Genomic DNA, 26,142 nt, shown 5'->3' with positions numbered 1-26,142 from the left:
ATAATGCGCCGCGAGTGCATAATAATCAAACAGCTTTAACCGCGATCGTCTCGCCCTGCATGCGTTTACGCAGGGTACGTTTGGTACGGTCAATGACATCACCTGCCAGCTGTCCGCATGCTGCATCAATGTCATCACCACGGGTTTTACGCACGATGGTGGTGAAACCATACTCCATCAGCACCTTGGAGAAACGGTCGATACGGCTGTTCGAGCTACGGCCATACGGCGCGCCCGGGAACGGGTTCCATGGGATCAGGTTGATTTTGCATGGCGTATCTTTCAGCAGTTCAGCCAGCTGATGCGCATGTTCAGTACCGTCGTTGACGTGGTCAAGCATCACGTACTCGATGGTCACGCGGCCCTGGTTGGCGTTGGATTTCTCCAGATAGCGACGCACCGCAGCGAGGAAGGTTTCGATATTGTACTTTTTGTTGATCGGCACAATTTCGTCACGAATTTCGTCGTTTGGTGCATGCAGGGAGATCGCCAGCGCAACGTCAATCATGTCGCCAAGCTTGTCCAGCGCAGGCACAACGCCAGAGGTAGACAGCGTGACGCGACGCTTGGACAGACCAAAACCGAAGTCATCCAGCATGATTTCCATCGCCGGAACCACGTTGGTCAGGTTCAGCAGCGGCTCACCCATCCCCATCATCACCACGTTGGTGATAGGACGCGTACCGGTCACTTTTGCCGCGCCCACGATTTTCGCGGCACGCCAGACCTGGCCGATAATTTCTGACACGCGCAGGTTACGGTTAAAGCCTTGCTGCGCGGTTGAGCAGAATTTGCACTCCAGCGCACAGCCTACCTGAGAGGAGACGCACAGCGTGGCGCGGTCTTCTTCCGGGATGTAGACGGTTTCAACGCGCTGATCGCCGACCGCAATCGCCCATTTGATGGTGCCATCTGCGGAGCGCTGCTCTTCCACCACTTCCGGTGCGCGGATTTCAGCCACTTCTTTGAGCTTGTTGCGCAGGACCTTGTTGATGTCAGTCATGTCATCAAAATTGTCGCTGCAGTAATGGTACATCCACTTCATGACCTGATCGGCACGAAACGGCTTTTCGCCCATCTCTTTAAAGAACTCGCGCATCTGCTGACGGTTCAGATCCAGCAGGTTGATTTTTCCATTTTTAGTGGGAACCGCAGGAATGGCGACTTCGGAGGTATTCACTAGTTCAGACATAATATTTTCCGGCCTCGTTGTTACACGTTATGGCCCATGGAGGGTTGAATAGAAACGCCCCGGAAAGCAGTCTGCTCGTCCGGGGCGTTGCATTGTACAAAGTCTGGCGCAGGGATGCCACGTCTGGACGCGGCATTTACGAAAATAATGTGTAAACGAAACCGTTAAATTAACGGGTACGTGGACACACTTCGCCTTCAGCGAAGAAGAAAGCGATTTCGCGTGCAGCAGATTCAACAGAGTCAGAACCGTGGGTACCGTTCTCGGTGAAGCTGTCCGCATAGTCAGCGCGCAGAGTACCTGCCAGCGCGTTGTCCGGGTTGGTTGCGCCCAGCAGATCGCGGTGACGCTGTACTGCGTTTTCGCCTTCCAGCACGGATACCACGATTGGACCGGAGGTCATGAACTCAACCAGGCCGTCAAAGAATGGGCGACCTTCGTGCTCAGCGTAGAAGCCGCGAGCCTGCTCAACGGTCAGGTGCAGCATTTTGGTGCCAACAATTTTGAACCCTGCAGATTCAAAGCGAGCGAAGATGCTGCCAATAACGTTTTTTGCCACCGCGTTTGGTTTGATGATGGAAAAAGTACGTTCAATAGCCATGATAACCTCTGTCAATGTTCTGTTGTTTTGCATACCTGAGTATGGTGTGGCGCGGATTATAATGAGCAATAGCGCCATTGCCTATGGTTCTGCATAACATTTTTTTAAAATGAGACGAAGATTAGCAACAGGTCGAATTTCGCATACCGTAACGATGGCGTAAACAGAGCGGGCAGTGCTTTTCATCAGACGTAAACGACCAGAAATGACGGTGACACGTCTGGCAAACTGCTTCAAATGCTGGAGTGACGGTGCTTTTCGCTATCCCTTCCCTATGCGTCACGCTTATCGCGTCATGCTGGCATACCGCTTCGCACCCTCCACAGCCGGTACAGCGTCCGGTTTCCACGACCAGCACGCCGTTCTCGAAACGAATCGCGTTTTCCGTACAGCTTCGCCAGCATGCCCCGCACAGTACGCACTTCCCGATCTTGAGGACGATATCTGACTCGCTGAAGCCTGAGAATGCCCTCCGCAGCTCTCGCTGACCGGGCATTACGGTGCACCCTCTCACATCTTCCCGTGGAACGTGCATAAGCGCACGGCGGGCAATATTAACCTCATCGTTCGGGACAGGCTTAAACGTCCAGGACCTTTCACCGCGGCGTCGGAGCACAAGATGAAGCCGGGCAAGCGCCAGCATCCATTCAGGGTGCTGCTCCGCCTCGATACTGATAAAACGAACGTGGTATTGCGCATGCCATAGAAGCAGCTCATTTACCCCTGGTGCACGTTCAGTAAAAGGCCCAACAAGAATATCCTCACGCAGAAAGCGTTTTCGCGGCGCGATACCGATAATGGCCTCGGTGGGACAAACAAACAGGCAGTCACCGCATTCAATACAGCGGCTCTCATCAACCGAAACGCCCTTGTCCGTAAAAGAAAAAACCTGCGCAGGACAAGCGTCCGCACAGGCGCAGCAGGCAGCGCGGCGAAAACGGCGACGGACGCACGCATGCGTCACGTCCATCGCCGGGGCAAACGTTAATCCACCCATCAGCCAATACTGAAGAAAATGAAGCGCAGCATCAGCTCACCCACAATCAGCAACGCGCTTCCCAGCAGCACCGGGCCGCGTGCCGCTTTCAGACCGCCCGCAGCAAAGCACAGCATACCCGCAACGGAAACGCACCAGCTCAGCAGATGCACGGTGCGCAGTTGCGCCAGCATCTGTAGCGGAGCGTGAGGGAAAGTCACCACGGTATTGTCCACGGCAGCCAGGTCTGCCAGCCAGACTTGCTGCATCACCAGACGCACGAGGACCAGCAGCGTGATAATGACCACCGCCGCGCGCAGGGCAGTTTGAGAACGCGTCACAACGGCCATGCAGGCTGAACCGATAATTCCCACCGAGCCGATAAACAGCACCAGCGTATTAATGTGTTGCCAGGTCACCACGGACGTATGCATGTAAATCTGCGCCATGCAGAACACATCCACCAGCCCGACAAGGCCCGCCACAGCCAAAAGCAGCCTCCCTCCTGGCTTTTTCGCAAACAACAGCAAAATCGCAAGGCCAAGCGATCCGAGATAAAGGCTGGCAAAGACAATTTCACGGCTCAGCCAGGAGCTGGAAACATGACGCAGCGCGTTCAGGGCATTGAGCGGATACCCTATGTGCAGCGCCGAGGCGAGCAGCCCGAGGCACGCCAGCATAAACGCCCCGACAGAAGGCAGCAGCGCGCTGCGCGGTGAAGCATGTTCACCCCCGAATGCCAGCCAGAGCGTCACGCCAACCGAGCCCTGCAGGAACAGCGTAAATATCAGCAGCGGTAACTCATGCATGACGCTTCTCCTCTTTCTCTGCGCCCTGATGCGCCTTGATCACCAGGTTTGGTTTTGTGAGGGAAGAATCAGGCAGCCCTTTCACGTCACAGACCGCACCGTATTTCGCCCGAAGTTCATCTATCGGACCGAATTTGATTGCCTCCAGCGGACAGGTTGCCACGCATACCGGTGGTTCCCCCTTTGCCTGCAGATCCACACAGAAATCGCATTTCGACATCTGTCCGGTCTGCTCGTTGAGCTGCGGCGCGCCGTAAGGGCAGGACCAGGCACAGTAGCCGCAACCGACGCATTTATCCGTATCGACGCGCACGATGCCGTCGCCCGGACGCTTGTGCATTGCAGTGGTCGGACAATTTTTGGTGCAGATCGGGTCCGCGCAGTGGTTACAGGAAATAGAGAGCGTGTAGGCAAAAACGTTATTGCTGACGCCGCCCTGCCCGGTTGGGATGAAATTCCCGCCGTTGACTTCGTACACGCGGCGGAAACGACGTCCGACTTCAAGATTATTTTTATCTTTGCACGCCACCTGACAAGCTTTGCAGCCCGAGCAGCGTGAAGAGTCGATATAGAAGCCCAGCTGTTTGTCGCTCACCGGCGCATAGTGTTTAAACTGACTCATGCTTTAGCTACCTCCACCAGCATGGTTTGATGTGAATTCCCTTTCGCCAGCGCGGTAATACGGGCTGAACTGAGCACGTTCGCACAGCCACCTTTATCAATACCCCGGTCGTCAGGCTGCCACCAGGCGCCTGCCTGCATGGCCACAACGCCTGGAATGATGCGCGGCGTAACCTCCGCCGGGATCTCACAAATGCCGCGCGCGTTATGAATACGCACGATATCCCCTTGCCCAATGCCGCGCTGTTGCGCGTCCTGAGGATTGATCCACAGCTTTTGCTGCTGGGCTTCAACCAGCCAGGGGTTGGCGTACTGGGTAGAGTTAGCGCGATTTTTCCCTTTCCAGGTAATCAGCTGGAGCGGGAAGGTTTTCGCCAGCGCGTCCTCCGGCCCTTCATGGGCGGGTACGTAGTGCGACAGCGCCGGAATTTCCGGGTGATGCATGTCGTACAGACGCTTAGAGAAGATCTCAATTTTCCCGGACGGCGTCGGGAACGGATGTTTTTGCGGATCGCGGATGTTGTCTTCAAAGGCGACGAACGGCTCGCTTTTGAAAAGATGCTGACGCGTCTTCTGGAGCGTCACGAAGTCCGGCAGGTTTTCCTCCGGCATGGACAGCCGCGTCTGCTCCCAGATGTGTTCAATCCACCCTTTTTCGTCACGACCCTCGCTGAACGCAGGCTCAATGCCGAGCTTTGCAGCAACCTCACGCAGCCAGTCGTAATCCGAACGGCGTTCGAATTCAGGTTCAATCAGCTTTTCAGACAGGATCAGATAGCTTGCGGTACCCCAGGTTTCGCCGATATTCCAGCGCTCCATAAAGCTGGTTTCCGGTAACAGTAGATCGGCATATTTAGCGCTCGGCGTCATGAACAGATCGCTTGCGACGATAAACTCGATTTTCGACTCGCCTTCCAGGACACGGGTGGCCTGATGAAGATCCGGGTTTTGGTTAGCCAGATAATTACCCGCCAGCGAGAACAGGATGCGAATATTGCTGTCCAGCTTCTCTGCCTCTTTCAGGCCGTCCTCTGCCGTCACCCTGGTGGCATCGTCAGCCGCCTGCACCCAGTTCATTACCGAAATTTTGGCTTTGACCGGGTTATCCGGCATCTCCGGCCCGGTAGCGAATTTTCGGTTAGCGCAGCCGCCATAGCCTGCCGCCCAGCCGCCTTTCACCCCGACATTACCCGTCAGCGTGGCCAGCAACGTCGAGCCACGCGCGGTGCGCTCGCCGCAGTTATGACGCTGTGGACCCCAGCCCTGGATCAGCGCGGCGGGTTTGGTGGTTGCGTAGTCCCGCGCCAGCTGGCGGATGGTCTGCGCAGGCACATGGGTGATTTTCTCTGCCCACTCTGGCGTTTTCGCCATGCCATCTTTTGCGCCGGTCAGATAAGCCATCAGGGATTCATTAGCCGGAACCCCTTCCGGCATGGCGTCTTCGTCAAAGCCCAGGGTATAGCGCTGAATAAACTCGCGATCGTGCAGATTTTCCGTAACGATCACGTACATCATCGCATCCATCAGCGCGTTATCGGTCGTCGGGAGCAGCGGGATCCACTGGTCGGCCAGCGATGACACCGTGTCCGAATAGCGCGGATCGACAACGATAAAGCGGGTGCCGTTTTGCTTCATCTTCTGGAAGAAATAGTTACTGTGACCAAAGATCGTCTCAGTGGGGTTATGCCCCCAGAGGATAACCAGCTTAGTGTCCAGCAGCGTGTCCAGCGAGCTGCCGCTGGCGGCGGTGCCGTAGGTATACGGCGTTGCTGCAGCCGTGTTGCCCATGCTGACCGAGTGATAGCTTTCGAGATACCCACCCGTTAAATTAAGCAGGCGACGGACCATTTTATCGCCGGAGAAAGTTCCCCCAGAAACTGCAGTGCCAACATGCACATAACGCGATGCGGCGCCGTATTTTTGCGTAATGGTTTTTAATTGACTGGCAATAAGCGTGGTGGCTTCATCCCAGGAAATACGTTCGAACTTTCCTTCGCCACGTTTTCCTACGCGTTTCATTGGATATTTCAACCGGTCTGGATGATAAACAAATTTTCTGTATGCGCGCCCACGAACACAAGCACGCATCACCGGCATTTTAGGATCCAGTTCATTATCCGGACGCGTGGAGATTCGCGTTACCACACCGTCGCTAACGTGCGCCCGAATATCGCACTTTCCCCCGCAGTCAAAGGTGCTGCAGGTTTGAATGACGTTTTCTTCTGGAGCATTCATCGCAGCCGGCGAAGCTGTCGCCTCTGCTTTGCCGGCTTTCACCACAAACGGCAGGGCGGCAAGTGCGGACCCGGCCTGAATAAAGTGACGCCGGGAGAGAGCCGGATTAAGACTCTCTCTCAGTTTCTTATTTTTCTTCATTGTTCGTTCCTTCAAATAAAAACGCATTCTCGATTTTTTGAAAGAACGAACATTGATAATTATCAAGCTAACTCTTCAGGCTTAATTAATAATCCATTTCGAAATTTACCGTCGCCATTTGCCCTGTTTCATCCATAACAATTAATTGATACTTACCAGGTAAATATAATTTAAGTGAATAATTATAATGATGGCCTTCTAAAGGCTCGCCATTTAAAAACCACCATCGCTGCCCCTCTCCACCACTGGTAGAGAGCGAAAGCGTTATATTTGTCTCACCCGGAAGATGTTTGAGCACGGCCCCCTCCCTGACACCCGACAGCATAAGCGGTGCGATATTGCCGTTATCAAGCGGCGGGCAAACCGTTGATGCAGCAGGGAGACGCGCCGCCCTTTTTTCCGCGGCGGGCAGCCACGGCTCCAGCGGCAGCGGCCAGACATCAAGGACTTTTTCAGCTGCATCAGGGCAATCTGACGCCACACGTTTACCCGTTTTATCCAGCCAGACCGGGAAGCGAATGCCGCGTATACCTTCCTGTTCGGGCAATAGCAGCGTGGGCGGTTCACTCCCTTCCAGCAGCCAGGTCGACAGGCGACGCCGACAGTTTTCACTCCCTTCCGGCAGCGACTGGCCGCCAGGCCAGCAGATCACGCCCCGCCCAACGCTCTCCGGACGCGGGTCGCGCGGCAGGCGGGCTTCGTCTACCGTCGAGCGTGACTGAAGCAGGTTATTCACCTGGTTTAATAGCGGAACCGCGCTGGCGAAACCAAACTGCCCCGCCACCGGCGTGCCATCCGGTCGTCCGGTCCAGATGCCAATCACGTAACGGGCATTCAGACCGATGGCCCAGGCATCACGGTAGCCGTAGCTGGTGCCGGTTTTCCACGCCAGAGGCGCGATTTGCGGCAGCGCATTATCCGGGAGCGGCTGCGCCTCGTTCGCCAGAATACGACGAATAATCCACGCCGAGCCTTGCGATAACAGCGGACGTTCAATCAGCGGATCGCCCGGCTGTAACCGTAGCCTTCCCGCCTTACCGTGTCGGGCAAAGGCGCTATAGGCCGCGGCGATATCGGCCAGCCGCGCGCCTGCCCCGCCCAGGATCAGAGAGAGATTCGGCTGCGCCCCCGCGGGCAGGATCAGCGGCAAGCCTGCGTTGCTTAGCATCCCGGCAAACCGTTTTGGCCCGTAGGCTTCCAGTACCTGTACTGAGGGCAGGTTGAGGGAGCGCACCAGCGCTTCACTCATGCTGACCGGTCCGTGGAACCCGCTGTCAAAATTCCCTGGGCGATAATCACCGGTTTTTCGGGGAACGTCCTGGAGCAGCGAGGCGGGATGGATCAGGCCATCGTCAAGCGCCATACCGTAGATAAAGGGCTTCAACACCGATCCTGGGGATCGGATCGCATTGACCATATCCACATGGCTGAAACGCGTGTCATCGTTGATATCCACCGAGCCGACCCAGCCACGCACTTTCATATCGGTGTGATCCACGACGATCATCGCCAGCGAGCTGCGCGCAGGCAGGCGCGATTTCCAGTTCATCGCCAGCTCTTCCAGCTGCCGCTGTAGCCCGGCATCCAGCGTGGTGACTATTTTAGTGTCGCGGCTTTTACCGAGCATCATGCGCGCAAAGAGCGGTGCCAGCTGCGGCATCTGTCGGGGCGCCAGCCATACCGATTCTTCCCGCGATTCCTTAACCTGCTTCGCAGACCAGACGCCCTGCGTGACCATGCGGTCGAGCACTTTATTGCGCGCCGCTTCGGCCCGCTCAGGCCAGCGGTCCGGACGTAAGCGGCTGGGCGCCTGCGGCAGCACCGCCAGCAGCGCCGCTTCGGAATAGCTGAGCTGCGACGGCGGTTTGCCGAGATAGGTCCAGCTTGCAGCTCCGACGCCCTGCAGCGTGCCGCCAAAGGGGGCACGGTTGAGATAGAGCGTCAGGATGTCGCGTTTAGAGAGGTGCCACTCCAGCTGCATCGCCCGCCAGAGCTGACGAACTTTGCCGCCAAAGGTGCGCGGATGCGGGTCCAGCAGGCGTGCCACCTGCATGGTCAGCGTACTGCCGCCAGAGACGACTTTGCCGGAACTGAGATCCTGCCAGGCGGCGCGCAGGACAGAGAGCGGGTTTACGCCAGGATGGTCCCAGAACCAGCGATCTTCGTACTGGATCAGCGCCTCAAGATAACGGGGAGAGACCTCTTCAATCGTAACCGGGTAGCGCCAGATACCGTCGCTGTCCGCAAAGCGCCACAGCGGCGTGCCCTGTTCATCCACCACCACCCGTGCAGGGTTAACCTCTTTCAGAGGCAACGGCCACAGGCGGTCGGCGACGACAATCAGCCCCCATAAAACGAGAAGCGCTCCCGCCAGCCATAGCCAGCGGGAGCGTGTCAGACGTGCCATTCGCATATTATGGAACAACAATCAGCGGGCCGCTGGCCGCCCCCGTTGCCCGCCACTGCGGAACGTACATAGACTCCACCATCGGCACCGGCACCTGGTAGGTTCCCGGCGTCACGGCTCGGGCCAGGTAAACCAGCGTGACCGGCTGACCTTCGTTTACCGGCACGGCAGCCACAAAGCGGTCATCGCGGAATTCCATATGCTGAATATCCGCCTGCTGCATCTGGCTGAGCAGGTTCTGTACCTCACTGCCGCTATCCTGCAGGCTGGCGCTGCTGCTCGCCAGGTTCTGGTTTTCCAGTTCCAGACCCGCAGGGAGGAGATCCACCACCAGCGCATCCGGCACGTTCTGGCTGGCTTTTACTTCCAGCCACACCAGCACCAGTTCGCCGCTCTTCAGGGAAGAGAGCGATTTACTGCTGCCGTCGGTTGCCAGGATATGACGTTCAACCTGCAGCACGTTCGAGCTCGGCTGAGGGGCATATTCCGGATAACCCGTACTGTCCAGACGTACCCACAGCGGTGTCGTTCCGGTATTGGTTACCTGCAGCGCGCCAAGCTGGTCGCCGCTCACGTTTTCTACCTGTGACTTATCGCCGCCTGATGCGGTCTCAGACAGAGACGTTTTCGCCTGCCACGTACCGGACAAGGTTTGCAGCGAACGTCCCGCCAGGAACAGCGCATTGCTCTCCTGCGTTGACAGCCAGCGCTGGCTGAAGGCCTCTTCAGACAGCGCATTCAGCAGCGTATTTTGCGCATCCGGCAGCAGCTTGTACTCCTCCAGAAGGGAGAGCATCAGCGCGTTATCGCGAAGCGTGCTGCCGTAATCGGCCATCCAGGTTTTGCTGTCGTTACGCGGCGTTTTGAGCGCCAGGTCCAGCGCCTGCTGGCTGCGCGGCGCATCGCCCATCAGTTTGAGCGCCATGCCCAGCTGCATCAGCGGCAGCCCGGAAGCCGCCTGCCCGTGACGATCCCAGATTTCACGCAGCGCGCCCAGCGGCGCTTTCTGCTGACGCGCCAGCACCAGCGCGGCATAGGCCTGCACGGCAAACTTGCTGGCCTGAGTATCATCGCTATAGCGAATGGACATCATGCCCGGGTCCTGCAGGTAGCGCAGCAGGCGGCTATTGGCGTTATTCACTGCATCGGCAGGTACGCTGTAACCCTGCTCGCCCGCGCGCACCAGGAAGTCGGTCACGTAGGCCGTCAGCCAGTACTCTTCCGGACCGTTTTTATCCCACAGCGCAAAACCACCGTCTTCACGCTGCATCTGCAGCAGACGGGAGATGCCAATATCAATCGCTGCACGGCGCTTGTCATCGGTGTCGCCCTTGATGCCCAGTGCAGCAAGCTGCGCCGCGTTGGTGTAGAGCGACGGGAACAGGCCACTGGTGGTCTGCTCCAGGCAGCCATACGGATACGCCTGCAGTTCGCGAATATAGCGCGCCAGGTTGAGGGGGGGTTTGCCGCTCAGCAGCAGTTGTCCCTGCAGGGTGGCAGGAGAGAAACCGTTGCTGTGCTGCGCAGGTGCGGTCCAGGACTCACCGGGATTCAGCATGGCACCGGTATTCACCGTCTGCGCCGGGAACGCCGGACGCACGCCGATTTTCCAGCTCTTCTGCTGCGGGGCGAAAGTCTCGCCCGGAAGCCGCAGACCAGTCACCTGAGCGGTCACCTCACCGTCACCATAACCTTCCAGCGCACGCACCGGGATAAACAGGGTGCTGCGCGCGCCAGGAGACAGCTGAACCGGCTGCGGCTGTGCGCCCTCCAGAGACAGTTTGCCCGTTGCGGTCAGGGCGACGTTCAGCGTTTGTGGCTTGTCGGTCAGGTTGGTGAGATCCAACGTCAGCCGCGAGGTGTCTCCGCTTGCCAGGAAGCGCGGCGTATTAAGCTCGGTAATGACCGGCGCGGCCACCACAACCTTGCTTTCACTGCTGCCAAAATCGTCTTCCGTCCAGGCCTGCGCCATCAGACGCAGCTCGCCGTTGAAATCACCAATCGGTAGCGTAATCGTGCCTTCTCCGTTGGCATCCAGCGTCACCGGCTGTGCCTGCTGGGCAATAATAGTGACGTGGTTCACCGGCGGTTTGCCGCCGCGCTTCAGCTCATCACCGTCACCACCAAAGCGCAGCGCGGCCAGGCGGCCCTGCCCTTCAATGACCTGGCCGTAGATATCGTAGATATCCGCGCCGTAGCGCTTCTGGCCGAAGAAAGCCTGCCACGGATCGGGCGTAACGTAATCGGTGATGTTCAGCACGCCGCTGTCCACCGCCGAGACCAGAACGTTCACTTTCTGCGGCACCGCACCCTCTTTCACGCTGGCTTTCACCTTCACCGAGAGCGTCTGGTTTGGACGCATCTTCAGCGGGTTATCGAGCGCAATATTCAGGCGGCGATTTTCGTCGCCCATCGGCAGGTGCAGCAGGCCGACCGCGCGCTTCGGCGTGGCGGATTTGGATTTATCCCCAGGACGTACCACCAGCGTACTCAGGTAGAGATCGTGACGTTTCCATGCTTTGTCGACCGGGATAGCGAGATCAAGCCCGTTTGCCGGTACGTCGATCTCTTTCCACCACAGCGGCCCTTCGCTGGACTCGATCATCGCATAGCCCTTACCTGCTGCCGGCGCTGCAATGTGCAGGTTGATGGTGTCGCCAGGCTGATAGGCTGGCTTATCCAGCTTCAGCGTCACGCGGTCAGGGCGCGCAGCCCCGGTGCCGTCGCTGTTATCCTGCCAGCTATACCCCGCCCAGAAGCGCACGCTGCTGACCATCTCATCAGGCGCTTTAACCTCCAGACGATATGAGCCCCACTCCACCGGGAAGGTAACTTTACCCGTCTCGTCGGCCTTGAGCGTCAGCTCCTGCTCGCCTTCAACCAGGTCTTTCTGATCGAACTGAGACTGCCAGCCTTCGCTCTCAGACCAGTTCCAGAAGTAGTCACGGCGCTCGCGGATCAGGCGAACCTGCAAACCGGACACCGCTTTTTTCGCGCCGCTGGCATCAGCGTAAACGATGTCGAAGCTGGCGTTGCCGTTCTCGTCAACAATCGGCTGGTTGACGGTGGTATCGGTGCGGTAGTCGTAAACGGCTTTACTGGCGAACTGAGGGCGAATACCCGGCAGCTCAGCCGCCGGCCAGATGGCCTGCTCAGCGCGACGCGTCACCGAACGGCCGCCGGACTCCAGCAGGCTGGCCTGCAGGATCAGCTGCAGCGGAGAGTGCACCTCTTTCCACTGGCTTTCGGTAGAAACCTGTCCACGCCCCTGCTCGTCAAGCGTAAGCTGAACTTCATCCAGACTGCGGCTCAGGTTCTCCTCGGCGATATCGCCAAACTGGAAGCCCGGCAGCGCAGCCACCGCGTCACGCAGAGGACGCAGGAAAAGCTGGCCCTGTAGAGAATTACCGTTGGCCGGGGCGCCATACAGGTAATAACCCACCACGTCAAAGTCCACGTTATCCTGCGGTGAAACCGGCGTTTTTTGTCCGCTCAGGTTGAGCGCCATACGCTCTGGCATGAAGTCTTCGACGTGGAAGTCCCAGAGGCGCTGCAGGTTATCGCCCGTGTTGGCGCGGATATGCCACATACCGGTCTGCGCCCCGCTGTCCAGCGGATAGTTAAAGCGATAGAGACCGTTCTCTGGCTTGACGACAATCGTACGCGCGACCTGTCCATCCGGACGCAGCACGTCAAGCTTCACAGGCTGATCCGGAAGTGGCTTACCGTCACTGTCGCGCAGGAGACCGTTGAGGATCACCGTTTCACCCGGGCGGTAGAGATCGCGCGGGCCAAACATGAAGAATTGCTTGCTGTAGCCCGGGCTCCCTGCGATATCAAACTCCGCCAGGTCGAGGGCCGGTAGCTTGAGATCGAGCAGCGTGGTCTGGCCATCTTTACTGGCCAGGATCAGCGCGGCCTCTTTGTCGGTTTCAAGCTTCGCATGGCCGTCGGCATCGCTGTTTGCTTCGGCAAGCGTCTGGCCTTTGTCATTCAGCAGGGTGACGGTCACGCCGGACTGCGCCGCACCGTTTTCCAGACTCTGGGTGAAGATGTCCAGGCGGTTGTGATAACGGTGAGCAGACAGTCCAATATCGCTTAAGGTAAAGAGCGTCGCGGCGTTGCTGTAGTTGTAGTGCCCTGCCTGGTTCATGACCGCGATATAAACGCCAGACTGCTGGAGCGGTTTAATATCCTTCAGAGGCAACAGCAATTTTTCGCGCGTATTGCGCGCCGGATTAAGATCGAATCGACCGGTGTAAACCAGCTCCGCCATCTTCAGCAGATTGTCGGATTCCCAGTTTGTCAGCGAGTTACGGTACTCCCACTGGCTGACAAGGGAGGCCAGCGATTCAGGCTTAACGCGGTAAAAGTTAACATCAACATTGTTGACGTTGAGCGCCATCACCGGCAGACCTTCCACCACTTTGCCCGGCAGCAGCGAGCCGCGGCTGGCAAAACCGACAGTGGGTTCAACGTCCCGGGTGGTCAGGGCTTTTTCATAATCAATGCCGAACGTCGCCTTGTTCAGCGCCTGCAGACCACGTTCAACGGTGACGACCAGGTTGCGGTTAGGCTCCAGATGGCGCAGGCGAAGCTCTTTCAGGTTAGGCGCAAGTTCCCACGCCCCGTCAACCTTGCCGCTTTTCTTATCCACGACATGCACGGTTTTCGCGAAATCCTGATCGGGATTCAGCGGAACAGAAAAGGTCAGCACCAGCGTGGCGGCACCGTCGAGCTGAACTTCTGAGGTATCCAGCAGCGTCAGCGCTTTTCCCTGACTCTGAGCAGCCAGTTTAGCCAGCGTTTCTGCACTGGGTTTTTCCGCGACTTTCGGTGTTGATGCGGTGGATGCCGCGGGAGCCGCAGCCTGAGATTTATCGTCGCTGTTATCACAGCCGACAAGCGTAAACGTGGTAAGCAGCGCAAGAGAGAGCGCGGCTAAGCGAAACGGTTTCATCCTTTGTCCCTGGCCCATGGAGCCTGTTGGTCGTCGTCCGGATAAGTATTATCCGCAAGTTTCATTAATTCAAAAAGTCCAATTTTAGAATCTGGAAAGCGCCTCGCAGAATGGCATCACGCCGCTACGTCGTGATGGAACCGCGATCACAGCACATAACGTCACATGTTACCTTTCACGTCATTTGTTTTTAAAACAAGAAGATAGATGGATAAGTGTGCCTGAAGACTGCTAGTTTTATGACCATGACGCACCCCGAGTGCGCGGTTCAAAAAGAGAGAAAGCCATGAAACGAGCCGTGAACGCCCTACAAAATTTCGGAAAATCATTGTATGGACCGGTACTTATCTTACCGATCGTCGGTCTGTTTATCGCCTTTGGTAACGTGCTGGGTAACGGTAATCTCGCTGAATACCTGCCGTTTCTTGGCCATCCCCTGATTCAGCATATTGGTCAGCTTATCGCGAAATCTGCCGTCTCGGTGCTGGTGAACCTGGCGCTGGTGTTTGCCGTCGGGATCCCGATTGGCCTGGCGACGCGCGATAAAGGCTATGCCGCGCTAATTGGGCTGGTGACCTTTGTCGTGTTCATCAACGCCATGAACGTCACGCTACAGCTGCAGGGCGCGCTGGCGCCAGCAGCCCAGATGAAAGCGGCCGGGCAGACCATGGTGCTGGGCGTGCAGGTGCTGGAGATGGGTGTCTTTGCCGGGATCCTGACCGGGGCGCTCTCCGGCTATCTGTACAACAAATACTCCGGCGTACAGTTTAACGGCGCGATGGCGATTTACTCCGGCCACTGTTTTGTCGCTATCGTCATGCTCCCCGTCTCCATGCTGCTCGGCGTGGTGATGAGTGAACTGTGGCCGTTTGCCCAACACAGCATTAGCGCCCTGGCGCTGGCCATCAAAGGCTCCGGGCCGTTTGGCGTGGCAATCTACGGTTTCCTGGAACGCATTCTGGTCCCCACCGGCCTGCACCATCTGGTTTATACGCCGTTCCTTTATACCGAGCTGGGCGGCACGCAGGAGGTGTGCGGCGCAACCTATCAGGGCGCGCGCAATATCTACTTCGCCGAGATGGCCTGCCCGGACGTGAAGCAGCTCAGCAGCACCGTGGTATGGGACGCGCGCGGCATCAGCAAGATGTTCGGCCTGCCTGCCGCCGCGCTGGCGATGTATATGACCGCAAAGCCGGAGCGTAAAGCCATTGCGAAAGCGATTCTGATCCCGGCGGCACTAACCTCGCTGCTGGTCGGCGTGACCGAGCCGATTGAGTTCTCCTTCCTGTTCGTCGCCCCGCTGCTCTTCGTGGTGCACGCGGTGCTGACCGGCATCGGCATGATGCTGTTCTCGCTGCTGGGCGTTCACGCCATCGGCGCCAACGGGATTATTGACTTCATCCTTTACAACCTGCCGCTCGGCACGCAGAAGTCCAACTGGCCGATGTACATCGTGGTCGGGCTGATCATGTTTGCCCTCTACTTCGTGGTGTTCCGCTTCCTGATCCTGCGCTTCAACATGAAGACGCCAGGCCGTGAGGATGACGATAAGGAGACGCGCCTCTACAGCAAGCAGGAGTACCAGGCCAAAGGCAATAACGACGGGCTGGGCGAATCCATCGTGGCGGGGCTGGGCGGCCGGGAAAATATTGAAGTGGTGGATAACTGCTACACCCGCTTACGCGTCACGGTGAAGGACGTCGCCATCATCGACGAGCCGCTGCTGAAGGCGACCGGCGCGAAAGGGATTATCAAACAAGGTAACAACGTTCAGGTGGTCTACGGGCTGCACGTCAAAAAAATGCGAGAAGCCGTTGAGACGTTTCTCTGAAAGGAGCTAAAGATGTTTACACCCCCCTTTATTCTGTCGATTGCCGGCGGCGGCAGCACCTACACGCCGGGTATTGTCAAAAGCCTGATGGTGCGCCTGCAGGATTTCCCGCTGGCCGAAATCCGCCTCTATGACATCGACGAGGCGCGTCAGAACACCATTGCGCCCGTCGTCGAGAAGGTTATTCGCGACCACAGTCAGAGCATCAAATTTACCGTCACCAGCGATCCGGAAGTGGCCTTCAGCGGCGCGCATTTCGTCTTCGCCCAGATGCGCGTCGGACAGTATAAAATGCGCGAGCAGGATGAGAAGATCCCGCTGCGTCACGGCGTGGTCGGCCAGGAAACGTGCGGACCCGGCGGGCTGGCGTACGGACTGCGCACGATCCTGCCGATGGTGGAGCTTATCGATCTGGTCGATCGCTACGCGCATGAAAAAGCCTGGATTGTGAACTACTCCAACCCGGCGGCGATCGTCGCGGAGGGCGTGCGCCGCCTGCGACCAAACGCGCGCGTGCTGAACATCTGCGATATGCCGGTGGCCGCGATGCGCAATATGGGCGCCATTCTGGGGGTCGATCGCCGCAGGCTGGAGGTGGACTACTTCGGCCTGAACCACTTCGGCTGGTTTACCCGCGTACTGGTGGACGGCGAAGACAAGCTGCCCGAGCTGCGTAAGCATATCGCGAAGTTTGGCCTGCTGACGGAAGATGCGGCCAAAACCGACCCGCAGCATTCCGATCCCTCCTGGGTGAAGACCTGGCGCAACATTAAGCCAATCATGGACAACTTCCCGGAGTATCTGCCGAACCCGTATCTGCAGTACTACCTGATGCCGAACCAGATTGTGGAGCATCAGAACCCGGACTATACCCGCGCCAATGAAGTGATGGACGGGCGCGAGAAAAAGCTGTTCGCCGCAGCCGAAGAATATAAGCGCACCGGGATCCTGCCGGATGCCTTCCACGTGGGCGTTCACGGCGAGTTTATCGTCGATGTCGCCTGCTCGCTGGCCTTTAACCTGCGGAGCCGCCATCTGGTGATGGTGGAAAACCGCGGGGCGATCGCCAACCTGCCGTACGATGCCGTGGTGGAAATCCCCGCTTATATTACCTCCGAAGGTCCGGAACCGATCCGCGTCGGCCAGGTGCCGCTGTTCCATCAGACCCTTTTGCAACAGCAGCTCGCCTCTGAACAGCTGCTGGTGGAAGCGACAATCGAAGGGAGCTATGAAAAAGCCCTGCAGGCGTTCACCCTCAACCGCACCGTGCCGACCATGGAACACGCGAAGGCGATTCTGGATGAGATGATCGAGGCCAACCGCGACTACTGGCCTGCGCTGCAAAAAGCCTGGCAGGACGGCGAACCGGTGAAAAAATAGGGGCTTGCTCGCGAGTTGAACGTGGTTTGCTTGTCGGTGTCAGAAAAAACACCGACAATCCTTTTTTACGGAAAAGAATGGAGGCAACCCATGTCCACCTCATATTTTGTCGCCGCCGACTGGCTGATTGAGCACGGCGACGATCCGGAAGTTCAGATTATTGACGCGCGTATGGCCCCGCCGGGGCAAGAGCATCGCGACGTGCCCGGTGAATACCGCGCAGGGCACCTGCCTGGCGCGGTATTTTTTGATATCGAAGCCCTCTCCGATCGCAACTCTCCCCTGCCGCACATGCTGCCGCGCCCGGAAGCATTTTCCGTGGCGATGCGCGAGCTGGGCGTCAGCAAAGACAAACACCTCGTTGTTTATGACGAAGGAAACCTCTTCTCGGCGCCGCGCGCGTGGTGGATGCTGAAAAACTTCGGCGTGGAAAAAGTCTCGATTCTGGCGGGCGGGCTGGCGGGATGGAAGCGTGACGAGCTGCCCCTTCAGCAGGGCGACGTGACGCTGCCGGAAGGCGAATTCGATGCCACGTTCGACGCGCACGTGGTGAAACGCCTGACCGACGTACTGGTCGTTAGCCATGAAAACACAGCGCAAATCGTCGATGCCCGTCCTGCTCCGCGCTTCAATGCCGAAGCGGATGAACCGCGTCCGGGGCTGAAGCGCGGCCATATTCCGGGCGCGCTGAACGTGCCGTGGGGCGATCTGGTGTTTGAGGGCGAACTGAAAACCACCGACGAGCTGCGCGCCATTTTTGATCGGGCAGGCGTGGATTTACATCGTCCGATTATTGCCAGCTGCGGCTCCGGCGTCACGGCCTGCGTGGCGATCCTGGCGCTCGCCACGCTCGGCGCGAACGACGTCACGCTATACGACGGCGCCTGGAGCGAATGGGGTGCGCGAGACGATCTGCCTGTCGAACCCGCGAAATAATGGATAACCGCCTGGCCACGCTGTTAACGCGCGGGGCATCGCTGACCCGCGCGGAGTATCGCGTCCTCGCCCACCTCACGGAGCATCCGCTGCTGGTGGGCAACATCACGGTGCGGGAGCTGGCGCAGGCGACGTTTGTTTCTACCGCCACCATCATGCGGCTGTGCCAGAAGCTGGGGTTCAGCGGCTTTAGCGAGTTTATCTGGCACTGCAAGCAGTTGCTCTCCGACACGCCGCATATTGCCGCTCAGGGGCAGTCGCTTCCTGAACTCCCGGCGCTGTTTAATCAGTTTATTGCCAACTATCAGCACACCTTCCAGTGGGTCACGCAGGAGAAGCGCCAGCAGTTTGCCGACCTGCTGCGCCAGAAAGAGAGCTTCTTTCTCTACGGTGCCGGGTTTTCCTATCTTTTTGCGGAATACCTGACCAAGAAGCTGCAGGTGCTGGGCAAAACGGCGTTTATCTCCGGGCCGGGGGACAGCCGGAATATTTTCCTCAGCAACGCCGCCCGCTATCAGGTGTTTATTGCCGTCTCGCGCAGCGGCGAAACGGAGCAGGTGCTGGATAAAGCGCGGATTGCCAAAAACGTCGGAATGACGATTGTCGCCTTTACCCGCGCCTCGGCCAATACGCTGGCAGGGATGGCGGACGTGCACTTTGCCCTCTATGACGAAGCGGTACACTTCGCCGCCGAAGCCGCGGGGGTGACGTCGTTTGAGTCGAATCTGGTGCTGCTGATGGATTTACTGCTGCTGGAAGCAACGGGGTGATATTCACCCCGCCGTAATCAGATGATGCGGTTAGTTTTGAGATCGCGAAGGAAGCCGCCCCAGCGACGTTCGTAGAACGGCGTGATGTGCTCGGTAATAAAGTGGCTGATGCCCTTCTCACCGTTCTTTACCTGGCAGATATCAATCGGTTCATCTCCCGGCAGCGTGTCGGTCGCCACGCTTCCCGCCGCCTGAACGATCTCGTCGATATCGCCGTCCGCCTCAATACCAATCAGCAGTATCGGATGTTCGTCCGCGCGCTCTTTAATGGAGCAGAGAAACGCACGTCTCACCGGCTTGATGGTTTTAAACAACGTGGTCAGGGAGTCAATCATCTGCGCGGGCGGCTCGGCCACTTCAGACAGCAGCAGCGTTTCGCCCCCTTCCAGCACTTCCTGGGTGCTGAGCGGGTTGCCCTCTTCACCTATCAGGTGGCTGATTTCGCGCGGCGTGAACTCTTTCCCGGTCGGCAATTTAGCGTTGAGGAACAGCGTCTGGCCCAGCGTCATTTCAAACAGGGTACGCACCGGCATCACCACGAACGCCTGTTCGTCTTCTACCGCTTTCTGCAGGGCTTCCAGCGAGGTGAAGAACGGGATCACCGAAGTGCCGTCGTCTTTCTCCCAGTGCAGCAGATCCAGCGCGCTGTCTTCGACAACCTGCTCACCTTCCGCCGCGGTGCCCGGCACCCAGACGGTGGACTCCAGCAGCGTGCGGAAAAATGCCGGACGGTGGGCGGGCTCGGTCGCCGCCTGCTCCAGCAGGGTTTCTAATTCGTTTTTGGTTTCTGACATAGTTTCGCTACTTCTAAAAACGCCGGGTGGCGCTTCGCTTACCCGGCCTACAAAACCGTAGGCCCGTGCAAGCGCAGCGCCGCCGGGCAATGACGATTACTCCGCCGTAAGCAGGTTCGCCACGGTACGCACGCCCAGACCGGTCGCGCCCGCGGACCATTGCTCAACCGCCGCTTTACGGTACGTTGCGGAGCAGTCGATGTGCAGCCAGCCTTCGTGATAATTCTCAACGAAGTGGGACAGGAAGCCTGCTGCGGTGCTTGCCCCCGCCGGGTAAGCCGCGCTCGCGGTGTTGTTCAGCTCGGCAAAGTTGGACGGCAGCTGGCTGCGGTGGAACTCGGCCAGCGGCAGACGCCAGAACGGCTCGTTTTCCGCAGCGGCGCTTGCCAGCAGGCGAGCGGCCAGCTTGTCGTCGAAGCTGAACAGCGCATGGTAGTCGTTACCCAGCGCCGTTTTCGCCGCGCCGGTCAGGGTCGCCATGTCGATAATCAGCTCCGGCTTCTGGGCAGAGGCGTCGATCAGGCCATCGGCCAGCACCAGACGGCCTTCGGCGTCGGTGTTCATCACTTCGACGTTTTTGCCGTTGCGATAGCGAATGATGTCGCCCAGCTTGAAGGCGTTACCGCTCACCATGTTGTCGGCGCAGCACAGATACAGCTTCACGCGCTTGTTCAGGCCGCGGGTGATGGCAAACGCCAGCGCGCCGGTGATGGTTGCCGCGCCGCCCATGTCGGACTTCATGGAGTCCATGAATGCGCTCTGCTTCAGGCTGTAGCCGCCGGTGTCGAAGGTGATGCCTTTCCCGACCAGGCAGGCAAAGACCGGCGCGGCTTTATCGCCGGTTGGGTTGTAATCCAGCGCCAGCAGGACCGGAGGACGCTCAGAACCACGGCCCACGGTGTGGATACCCATGTAGTTCTGCTCGCGCAGGTCTTCACCTTTGGTGATGCGGTAGGACATTTTCTCGCCCGCCACGCCGCACAGCAGGTCAACCGCGCGCTGCGCCAGCTGTTCCGGACCGAGCTCTTCCGCCGGGGCGTTGATGGTGTCGCGCACCCAGTCGATGATTTGCAGGCGGCTTTCCAGCTCTTTCTGGCCGGCTTCATCAAGGTTGGCCCACTCGATTTTGCGGGTGCCTTTCGGGCCTTTGTAGCCTGCCCAGAATGCCCAGCTGCGGTCGGTGTCCCAGCCTTCGCCTTCCAGGGAGACATGCTTAATGCCCAGGCCGTCAATTTTGCGGGCGGCGCGCTGGATCAGGCCGGTATCATCTTTGCCCGTCAGGTGCAGGGTAATGCCGTCGTTATTAATGCTGTAGGTGGCTTTCTCGCCCCAGCGCGCGTCGGCAGGCTGATTCGAGAGCGTAATCTTCATCGCTTCGGTCATTTTATTTTTCCTTATTAGCAACTAGCAAACGGGCCGCCTGAAGGCAGCCCGTTATGTTATTTATTCTGCTTCATCTAACCAGACTAACAGAATCGCCTCCAGAATTTTTTCATTGGATGCGTTTGGATCGTCGTCGAAATCCTCTAAATCGCAGATCCACTGGTGCATGTCGGTGAATCGTACGGTCTTCGGATCGAGATCCGGGTTCGCGTCGTAGAGCGCTTCGCCGATTTCACGGCTGTCTGTCCACTTCAGTCCCATATCAATGCTCGCGTGCGTGGTTGATGGTGTAGCGTGGGAATTCCACGACCAGATCTTCATCGGTCACCGTGGCCTGGCAGCTCAGGCGGCTGTCTGGCTCCAGACCCCATGCTTTATCCAGCATGTCGTCTTCGTCTTCGGTGCTCTCGGCGAGAGAGTCGAATCCTTCACGCACGATGCAGTGGCAGGTGGTGCAGGCACAGGATTTTTCACAGGCGTGTTCCACTTCGATACCTGCACGCAGGGCAACATCGAGAATGGTTTCACCGGTCTTCGCTTCCAGAACAGCGCCATCCGGACAGAGGTCCGCATGAGGCAAAATTACAATCTTTGGCATATTAAACCTCGTCCACGGACTGGCCTTTCAGCGCGACGCGGACAGATTTGTCCATGCGGCGAGCAGCAAAGTCCTGGGTTTGTTTATCAACGTTTTTAATGGCTTCTTCTATTGCGTCAGCGTCATTGCCTTCGGCCACAGCGCTCAAGCGCGCGGCAGCATCGTCAATCACCTGGCGCTCAGCGGCGCTTAACAGCGCGGCATCGGCAGCAAGCGCGCCGTTCAGGCTTTCCAGCACGCGGGCGGCTTCAACTTTTTGTTCAGCCAGCATACGCGCCTTCACATCCTGCTCGGCGTAGCTCATTGAGTCCTGAATCATGGAGGCGATTTCGCCATCGGTCAGGCCGTAGGACGGCTTCACCTGGATGGACGACTCCACGCCGGTGGATTTTTCCATCGCCGTGACGCTCAGCAGGCCGTCCGCATCCACCTGGAAGGTGACGCGAATATGCGCCCCGCCCGCAGGCAGCGCCGGAATACCGCGCAGCGCAAAGCGCGCCAGAGAGCGGCAGTCCTGCACCAGCTCGCGTTCGCCCTGCATCACGTGGATGGACATCGCGGTCTGACCGTCTTTGAAGGTAGTGAACTCCTGCGCGCGCGCCACCGGAATGGTGGTGTTACGCGGGATCACTTTCTCCACCAGGCCGCCCATGGTTTCTAACCCCAGCGACAGCGGGATGACGTCCAGCAGCAGCATTTCGCTGTCCGGCTTGTTGCCGACCAGAATATCGGCCTGGATTGCAGCGCCCACGGCAACCACTTTATCCGGGTCAATGGAGGTCAGGGGCGTGCGGCCAAAGAATTCGCCCACGCGCTCGCGCACCAGCGGCACGCGGGTCGAGCCGCCCACCATGACCGCTTCCAGCACCTCGCTCGCCTCAACGCCCGCATCTTTCAACGCGCGACGGCAGGCCAGCAGGGTGCGTTTCACCAGCGGGGCAATCAGATCGTTGAACTGGTCGCGGGTGATGTCACCCTGCCAGCCAGCAACATTGACGGTAACCGTCTGCGCATCGCTCAGGGCGATTTTGGCGTCGATGGCCGCATCCAGCAGCTCACGCTGCACGCGCGCATCGCTGCGATCGCTGATGCCCGCCTGCTCGCGAATGTAATCCGCCAGCAGATGGTCGAAGTCATCGCCGCCCAGCGCGGAATCCCCGCCGGTCGCCAGCACTTCAAACACCCCGCGGCTTAAGCGCAGGATGGAGATATCAAAGGTGCCGCCGCCGAGGTCGTAAACCGCAATCACCCCTTCCTGACCGGAGTCGAGGCCGTAGGCAATCGCCGCCGCCGTCGGTTCGTTCAGCAGGCGCAGCACGTGCAGGCCCGCCAGACGCGCTGCGTCTTTGGTGCCCTGGCGCTGTGCGTCGTCAAAATAGGCCGGAACGGTAATGACCACGCCGTCCAGATCGCCACCAAGGGTCGCCGTCGCGCGCGCCGCCAGCGCTTTGAGGATGTCAGCAGAAACACGAATCGGGTTCAGCAGGCCAGCCGCCGTCGCGATCATCGGCAGGCCGTTTTCACTGGCCTGAAGTTGATAAGGGAGATGCGGGTAGCGGGTCTGGATATCGGCCAGCGAGCGGCCCATCATGCGCTTCACGGAGCTGATGGTGTTGGCCGGATCGCGCGCGGCGTTGGCGCGGGCGTCATAGCCGACCGCGTGACCCTGCTGCTGGTAGTGGACCACGGAAGGCAGCAGATGGCGGCCCTGCTCGTCAGCCAGCGTTTCCGCCTGGCCGCTACGCACGGTCGCCACGAGGGAATTGGTGGTGCCCAGATCAATACCCACCGCCAGACGACGCTGGTGCGGTGCGGCACTTAAGCCAGGCTCACTAATTTGTAATAAGGCCATAATTGCTTCCGAAATTAAAAATCGAGCAGCTTTTCTTCGAGTTGTTCAGCACTGCTTCGCAGTTTATCGAGAAAACGGAGTTTGCGCACAGTATCTGCCGCCACGTCCCAGGTCTCGTTGTTCAGTTGCTCCACCATCTGCTGATGGCGGGTATCGAACATGCCCTTCACGCGCGCGATGAAGCTTTCCAGACGCGCTTCGTCTTTGGCCTGTTCAATCTCATCCAGCTCTTCGCGAAGCTCCAGCTGTTCCATCAGAAACGCGGTGTCGCGCACGGTATGCTGTTCGCTCGCCAGGTCGAAACCGTGCAGTGAAAGCAGGTACTCGGCACGGCTCAGCGGATGGCGCAGCGTCTGCCAGGCCTGGTTGATGGTCGCAGATTGGGAAACCGCAGCCAGTTGCTCTGACTGAGTACCACTGGCGAATTTATCCGGATGATACTGACGCTGCAGATCCTGAAAGCGGATCGTCAGCGCCTGGAGATCAATCGGGTATTGAGCGGGTAGTCCGAAGAGAGTGAAGTAATCCATAACAATCTCAGGGGTAGCCTGTTAGAACAAACCCCACGCGCAGCAGGTACGCCACGGTGGGGTTTCGGATGACGCGCGGTTAAACGTGGAAGCTTTCGCCGCAACCACACTCATCTTTGACGTTCGGGTTCGTGAATTTGAACCCTTCGTTCAGGCCTTCTTTAACGAAGTCCAGCTGAGTGCCGTTGAGGAATTGCAGGCTTTTGCCATCGACCACCACCTTCACGCCCTTGTCTTCAAACACGGTGTCGTCAGACGCCGGTTCATCAACAAACTCCAGTACGTAAGCCATACCAGAACAGCCGGAGGTACGTACGCCCAGTCGCAGGCCAAAGCCTTTACCACGGTTCGCCAGAAAAGAGCTTACTCGCGCGGCAGCGCTGTCGCTAAGGGTAATCGACATACTCAAACCTCAATTATTTTGCTTCACGTTTGCTTTTGTAATCCGCAATGGCGGCTTTGATCGCGTCTTCTGCCAGAATTGAACAGTGAATTTTCACCGGTGGCAGTTCGAGTTCTTCAGCAATGTCCGTGTTCTTAATTGCCTGTGCTTCGTCCAGAGACTTGCCCTTCACCCATTCGGTGACCAGGGAGCTGGACGCGATAGCAGAACCGCAGCCGTAGGTCTTGAAGCGCGCGTCTTCAATGATACCTTCATTGTTGACTTTAATCTGCAACTTCATCACGTCGCCACACGCCGGTGCGCCAACCATGCCGCTACCGACAGATTCGTCGCTGTTGTCAAAAGAGCCAACGTTGCGCGGGTTCTCGTAATGATCGATGACTTTTTCGCTGTATGCCATGATTGAATTCTCCTTATGTACCGATTAGTGATGTGACCATTCAATGCTGTTCAGATCCACGCCCTGCTTGAACATTTCCCACAGTGGAGAAAGGTCGCGCAGACGGCCGATGGAGTTGCGAACCAGCTTGATGGTGTAGTCAATCTCTTCTTCGGTAGTGAAACGACCTAAAGAGAAACGGATAGAGCTGTGTGCCAGCTCGTCGGTCATACCCAGCGCGCGCAGCACGTAGGATGGCTCCAGGCTTGCAGACGTACAGGCAGAACCGGAAGAAACGGCCAGGTCTTTCAGCGCCATGATCAGCGATTCGCCTTCAACATAGTTGAAGCTCACGTTGAGGATGTTGGGTGCGCCCTGCTCAAGATCGCCGTTCAGATACACTTCTTCCATATCTTTCACGCCGTCCCACAGACGGTTGCGCAGCGTGCGCAGGCGCGCCATCTCGGTTTCCATCTCTTCTTTTGCAATGCGGTACGCTTCGCCCATGCCCACGATCTGGTGAACAGGCAGCGTGCCGGAACGCATGCCGCGCTCGTGACCGCCGCCGTGCATCTGTGCTTCGATGCGGATACGTGGCTTACGACGAACGTACAGCGCGCCGATCCCTTTCGGGCCATAGATTTTGTGGCCGGAGAAGGACATCAGATCTACTTTCAGCTGGCTCAGGTCGATAGGCAGTTTGCCCACGCTCTGGGTCGCGTCTACGTGGTAGATGATACCGCGCGCGCGGCACATTTCGCCGATGGTCGCGATGTCCTGTACTACGCCGATTTCGTTGTTGACGTGCATGATGGAAACCAGAATGGTGTCATCACGCATGGCCGCTTCGAGCTCTTTGAGGTCAATAATACCGTTGCTCTGTGGCGCGAGATAGGTCACTTCGTACCCTTCGCGCTCCAGCTGACGGCAGGTGTCCAGCACGGCTTTGTGTTCGGTTTTGCTGGTGATGATGTGCTTGCCTTTTTTCTGATAAAAGTTGGCTGCACCTTTGATCGCCAGGTTGTCGGATTCGGTCGCACCGGAGGTGAAAACAATCTCACGCGGGTCGGCGCCCACCAGGTCAGCAATCTGATTACGGGCGATATCGACCGCCTCTTCAGCATGCCAGCCAAAACGGTGTGAACGGGAAGCTGGGTTACCAAAGTTTCCGTCCAGGGTCAGACACTGCATCATTTTCTCGGCAACACGCGGGTCCACCGGCGTGGTTGCGGAGTAATCGAGATAAATCGGTAATTTCATTGCTCTATAAACTCCGTACATCGCTTCAATGCAAGGAATCAGGCAACCGGCTGGATGTACGACCGAGTACGCGGGGCGAGTTCT

At 58.1% G+C, this 26,142-nt stretch carries 21 protein-coding genes; 4 read left to right on the top strand and 17 right to left on the bottom strand.

What is annotated here, in order from left to right; translation table 11 throughout:
* Window positions 1-25 precede the first annotated feature (25 nt).
* The 8 genes from AB8846_RS17425 to AB8846_RS17390 all read right to left on the bottom strand — a co-directional run bounded on the left by AB8846_RS17425 (window position 26) and on the right by AB8846_RS17390 (window position 13,942).
* On the bottom strand, window positions 26-1,192 hold the full coding sequence (locus tag AB8846_RS17425) for a bifunctional tRNA (adenosine(37)-C2)-methyltransferase TrmG/ribosomal RNA large subunit methyltransferase RlmN (RefSeq protein WP_063143426.1): 1,167 nt from the start codon (window positions 1,190-1,192) through the stop codon (window positions 26-28).
* Window positions 1,193-1,361: 169 nt separating this feature from the next.
* Window positions 1,362-1,793 carry a nucleoside-diphosphate kinase gene (ndk, locus tag AB8846_RS17420; RefSeq protein WP_003860625.1) on the bottom strand — a complete coding sequence of 144 codons (432 nt, stop codon included), beginning with the start codon at window positions 1,791-1,793 and terminating at the stop codon, window positions 1,362-1,364.
* A gap of 121 nt (window positions 1,794-1,914) precedes the next feature.
* On the bottom strand, window positions 1,915-2,790 hold the full coding sequence (locus tag AB8846_RS17415; protein WP_370733265.1) for a 4Fe-4S binding protein: 876 nt from the start codon (window positions 2,788-2,790) through the stop codon (window positions 1,915-1,917).
* Window positions 2,790-3,578 (bottom strand): dimethyl sulfoxide reductase anchor subunit family protein, encoded by a 789-nt coding sequence (locus tag AB8846_RS17410; protein WP_370733264.1) that lies wholly within the window; start codon window positions 3,576-3,578, stop codon window positions 2,790-2,792. Before AB8846_RS17410 ends, AB8846_RS17415 begins: the two co-directional genes overlap by 1 nt.
* A complete protein-coding gene (locus tag AB8846_RS17405; protein WP_120157703.1) occupies window positions 3,571-4,200 on the bottom strand; it encodes a DMSO/selenate family reductase complex B subunit in 630 nt (209 codons plus the stop codon). Before AB8846_RS17405 ends, AB8846_RS17410 begins: the two co-directional genes overlap by 8 nt.
* Entirely contained in the window at window positions 4,197-6,575 is a 2,379-nt protein-coding gene (locus tag AB8846_RS17400) for a DMSO/selenate family reductase complex A subunit (RefSeq protein WP_370733263.1), read from the bottom strand. The genes AB8846_RS17405 and AB8846_RS17400 overlap by 4 nt, the downstream gene beginning before the upstream one ends.
* An 85-nt stretch (window positions 6,576-6,660) precedes the next feature.
* Complete coding sequence (pbpC, locus tag AB8846_RS17395) at window positions 6,661-8,988, bottom strand: peptidoglycan glycosyltransferase PbpC (protein ID WP_370733262.1); 2,328 nt, start codon at window positions 8,986-8,988, stop codon at window positions 6,661-6,663.
* A 1-nt stretch (window position 8,989) separates the two neighbouring features.
* The gene (locus AB8846_RS17390) at window positions 8,990-13,942 is read right to left on the bottom strand and encodes an alpha-2-macroglobulin (RefSeq protein ID WP_370733261.1); all 4,953 of its coding nucleotides are present in this window, start codon (window positions 13,940-13,942) and stop codon (window positions 8,990-8,992) included.
* Between the two features lie 286 nt (window positions 13,943-14,228).
* Between AB8846_RS17390 and AB8846_RS17385 the strand changes: the two genes are divergently transcribed.
* The 4 genes from AB8846_RS17385 to AB8846_RS17370 all read left to right on the top strand — a co-directional run bounded on the left by AB8846_RS17385 (window position 14,229) and on the right by AB8846_RS17370 (window position 18,859).
* Window positions 14,229-15,773: a PTS transporter subunit EIIC gene (locus tag AB8846_RS17385; protein WP_370733260.1), complete on the top strand. Its 1,545-nt coding sequence runs from the start codon at window positions 14,229-14,231 to the stop codon at window positions 15,771-15,773.
* 12 nt (window positions 15,774-15,785) lie between these two features.
* Window positions 15,786-17,153, top strand: coding sequence for a 6-phospho-alpha-glucosidase (locus AB8846_RS17380; RefSeq protein ID WP_370733259.1), 1,368 nt, complete (start codon window positions 15,786-15,788; stop codon window positions 17,151-17,153).
* A 90-nt stretch (window positions 17,154-17,243) separates the two neighbouring features.
* Entirely contained in the window at window positions 17,244-18,089 is an 846-nt protein-coding gene (sseA, locus tag AB8846_RS17375; RefSeq protein WP_370733258.1) for a 3-mercaptopyruvate sulfurtransferase, read from the top strand.
* Window positions 18,089-18,859, top strand: a complete 771-nt coding sequence (locus AB8846_RS17370) for a MurR/RpiR family transcriptional regulator (RefSeq protein WP_047652683.1) — start codon at window positions 18,089-18,091, stop codon at window positions 18,857-18,859. The genes sseA and AB8846_RS17370 overlap by 1 nt, the downstream gene beginning before the upstream one ends.
* Window positions 18,860-18,876: 17 nt before the next feature.
* Here the strand turns inward: AB8846_RS17370 and sseB are convergent, their stop codons facing one another.
* The 9 genes from sseB to iscS all read right to left on the bottom strand — a co-directional run bounded on the left by sseB (window position 18,877) and on the right by iscS (window position 26,058).
* Complete coding sequence (gene sseB, locus AB8846_RS17365; protein WP_370733256.1) at window positions 18,877-19,653, bottom strand: enhanced serine sensitivity protein SseB; 777 nt, start codon at window positions 19,651-19,653, stop codon at window positions 18,877-18,879.
* 96 nt (window positions 19,654-19,749) lie between these two features.
* Window positions 19,750-21,036, bottom strand: a complete 1,287-nt coding sequence (pepB, locus tag AB8846_RS17360) for an aminopeptidase PepB (protein ID WP_047060761.1) — start codon at window positions 21,034-21,036, stop codon at window positions 19,750-19,752.
* Window positions 21,037-21,096: 60 nt separating this feature from the next.
* Entirely contained in the window at window positions 21,097-21,297 is a 201-nt protein-coding gene (gene iscX / locus AB8846_RS17355; protein WP_003860650.1) for a Fe-S cluster assembly protein IscX, read from the bottom strand.
* 1 nt (window position 21,298) lies between these two features.
* Window positions 21,299-21,634, bottom strand: coding sequence for an ISC system 2Fe-2S type ferredoxin (gene fdx / locus AB8846_RS17350; protein WP_032659448.1), 336 nt, complete (start codon window positions 21,632-21,634; stop codon window positions 21,299-21,301).
* Between the two features lies 1 nt (window position 21,635).
* On the bottom strand, window positions 21,636-23,486 hold the full coding sequence (gene hscA, locus AB8846_RS17345) for a Fe-S protein assembly chaperone HscA (protein WP_370733255.1): 1,851 nt from the start codon (window positions 23,484-23,486) through the stop codon (window positions 21,636-21,638).
* A 14-nt stretch (window positions 23,487-23,500) separates the two neighbouring features.
* On the bottom strand, window positions 23,501-24,016 hold the full coding sequence (gene hscB / locus AB8846_RS17340) for a co-chaperone HscB (protein WP_370733254.1): 516 nt from the start codon (window positions 24,014-24,016) through the stop codon (window positions 23,501-23,503).
* Window positions 24,017-24,095: 79 nt separating this feature from the next.
* Window positions 24,096-24,419: an iron-sulfur cluster assembly protein IscA gene (iscA, locus tag AB8846_RS17335; RefSeq protein ID WP_003860659.1), complete on the bottom strand. Its 324-nt coding sequence runs from the start codon at window positions 24,417-24,419 to the stop codon at window positions 24,096-24,098.
* A 13-nt stretch (window positions 24,420-24,432) separates the two neighbouring features.
* A complete protein-coding gene (gene iscU / locus AB8846_RS17330; RefSeq protein WP_003860661.1) occupies window positions 24,433-24,819 on the bottom strand; it encodes a Fe-S cluster assembly scaffold IscU in 387 nt (128 codons plus the stop codon).
* Between the two features lie 24 nt (window positions 24,820-24,843).
* Complete coding sequence (iscS, locus tag AB8846_RS17325) at window positions 24,844-26,058, bottom strand: cysteine desulfurase (protein WP_008502157.1); 1,215 nt, start codon at window positions 26,056-26,058, stop codon at window positions 24,844-24,846.
* Between the last annotated feature and the right edge of the window lie 84 nt (window positions 26,059-26,142).

Source organism: Enterobacter sp. KB-221C9 (assembly GCF_041320715.1).
In the GTDB taxonomy this organism is placed as follows: Bacteria; Pseudomonadota; Gammaproteobacteria; order Enterobacterales; family Enterobacteriaceae; genus Enterobacter; species Enterobacter asburiae_D.
This window is presented reverse-complemented; position numbering and strand designations above follow the sequence as displayed.